The sequence below is a fragment of the Streptomyces sp. P5F9 genome (genome assembly GCF_057961495.1).
This window is the reverse complement of record NZ_JBXVPZ010000827.1, coordinates 1-2092: the sequence shown is the minus strand read 5'-3', so window position 1 is coordinate 2092 and position 2092 is coordinate 1. Positions and strand designations below refer to the sequence as shown.

Annotated in this window: 4 protein-coding genes; 3 read left to right on the top strand and 1 reads right to left on the bottom strand. The window is 68.2% G+C overall.

The annotated features are described in order from the left end of the window. The first annotated feature begins 360 nt into the window (after positions 1 to 360). Together mmpB and AC31A1_RS50605 are read left to right on the top strand one after the other, a co-directional pair. The gene (gene mmpB, locus AC31A1_RS50610) at positions 361 to 492 is read left to right on the top strand and encodes a morphogenic membrane protein MmpB (RefSeq protein WP_489659783.1); all 132 of its coding nucleotides are present in this window, start codon (positions 361 to 363) and stop codon (positions 490 to 492) included. A 37-nt stretch (positions 493 to 529) separates the two neighbouring features. Then, entirely contained in the window at positions 530 to 1150 is a 621-nt protein-coding gene (locus AC31A1_RS50605) for a Maf family protein (RefSeq protein ID WP_489659782.1), read from the top strand. On the opposite strand, the gene AC31A1_RS50600 is transcribed toward AC31A1_RS50605, so the two are convergent. Further along, positions 1151 to 1627, bottom strand: coding sequence for a hypothetical protein (locus AC31A1_RS50600; protein ID WP_393761785.1), 477 nt, complete (start codon positions 1625 to 1627; stop codon positions 1151 to 1153). It lies immediately after the preceding gene. Positions 1628 to 2016: 389 nt separating this feature from the next. On the opposite strand from AC31A1_RS50600, the gene AC31A1_RS50595 reads away from it, so the two are divergent. After that, positions 2017 to 2092: biotin carboxylase N-terminal domain-containing protein (locus AC31A1_RS50595; protein ID WP_366573376.1), on the top strand; the 76-nt coding region annotated here is incomplete at its 3' end.

Genomic DNA, 2092 nt, shown 5'->3' with positions numbered 1-2092 from the left:
GCGCCCCACAGAGCCGCCCACCGAGCCGGAGGCAATCCGCACGGGCGAGTTCCCGTACGCATTGGAGAACCGCACCCGCACCCTCGCCCCACCCGCCGTCAACCGCACGACCTGCCGCACGGACTGACGCCAGAAGCCCTCACGGGACCAGTTCGGCGTGAAGCCCTCGCTCGGGAGCTGGGGTGACGCGGTCCAGGCAGCAGTGAACATGACACACCTCTCCAAAAGGAACCACAGTCCCATTACCTTAACGGAACCGTGGACCCTTTTGGAGCCATCGAAAGGAAATCGAAAGGAACCCGGGGAAGTTGAGTACCCGTACTCAGGCGCCCCGCCCCAAACCACCGCAAGCTCGGAAGCATGTTGTGGTCCGACCCCGATGACAAGCCTCCCAAAGACCTCCGGGAGACGGAGGTCATGTTGCGGCGGCTCGGAATCCTCATGGCGCTGGCGATGGTGCTGGCGATGATCGTGCTCGGGCTCTCCGGCTGAGGCCGGCGCGGCGAATCCGCGCCGATACCCTGAACGCATGACAGATCAGCCGCGCCGCCGACTCGTGCTCGCCTCCCAGTCCCCCGCCCGGCTGGGCCTGCTGCGCCAGGCCGGACTGGACCCCGAGGTGATCGTGAGCGGGGTCGACGAGGAAGCCGTCAGCGCCCCCGCCCCGGCCGAACTCGCCCTCGCACTCGCCGAAGCCAAGGCCTCCGTCGTCGCCGCGAAGCCCGAGGTCAAGGGCGCCCTGGTGATCGGCTGCGACTCCGTGCTCGACCTGGACGGCGAGGCCCTCGGCAAGCCCGCCGACGCCGAGGAGGCCACCGCCCGCTGGAAGTCGATGCGCGGGCGGGCCGGGACGCTCCAGACCGGCCATTGCGTCTACGACACGACGAGCGGCCGGTACGTCTCGGCGACCGCGTCCACCGTCGTCCGCTTCGGCGAGCCGACCGACGCCGAGATCGCCGCGTACGTCGCCTCGGGCGAACCCCTTTACGTCGCCGGCGCGTTCACCCTCGACGGCCGCTCCGCACCGTTCATCGAGGGCATCGACGGCGACCACGGCAACGTAATCGGCATCAGCCTGCCGCTGGTTCGCCGCCTGCTGGCCGAACTGGGCGTCGGCATCACGGAGTTGTGGACGCCCCGAGAGGGATGATCAGGAGGGACTGGGGGCGGCCGGCGGCGCGATAGGCCCCGGGCCCTCGCTCTCGCCGCCCTTGTCCACGCTCTGCCCGGCACCGCCCTCGGACGGTCCTTCTAGGCGGTCGTACGTCATCAGGAGCAGGACGACCAGGCCGAGCACCACCACCATGGTCACGAACGCTCCCGGGCCCACCAGGCCCCACGCGAACGCGCCCAGCAGGCCGTGCACCACGGCCACACTGATCAGCAGGATGCGGCCGAAGCCGGCCGGGGCCCGGTCGCGCAGGGCGACGAGCAGGGCGACCACTCCGCACAGGGCGAAGTAGAGGCCGAAGACTATGCCGCCGACCTTCGAGGAGACGGACATCGCGTCCGGGTCGAGGCCGGCCAGGGACATGTCCTGACGGTCGACGACGATCCCCAGGAACCAGTTCAGCGCGGCCACTCCGAGCGCCTCCACGAAGAGGACGAGCGCCAAGATCCATGCCACCGGCCTGCGCACCACCGGCCCCACCCACTTCCGACTAGCGCTCGATCAAGAGCCTTGTTACCTCAAGTACGTTCGAGACAACCCGAACGCTACTAACGGGTAAACCGCGGGACAAGGGTTGGGTTGGGGGCAAAGAATCATTGGGCCATTCGTAGGGACTCCACAAAGAAACGGCGTGGCGCGCGGCACGCTCTCACAGAGACCTTGCCCACACCGGAGAGCTAGGGTTTCCACGAGGAGTCCTGCGTACCGAGGTGCGACAAGGGATTTCGCGGGTCGAGCGAGCCTCGCATCACGCTCCGTGTGGGCAAGCTCACCACTGGGGACGGGTCGATGCGCCGTGTCGGCAGTCCCTAAACTCGGCTTGTTTCAAGGAGGGAGCCTCAATCGTGCGCAAGGTGCTCATCGCCAATCGTGGCGAAATCGCTGTCCGCGTAGCCCGGGCCTGCCGGGACGCCGGGATCG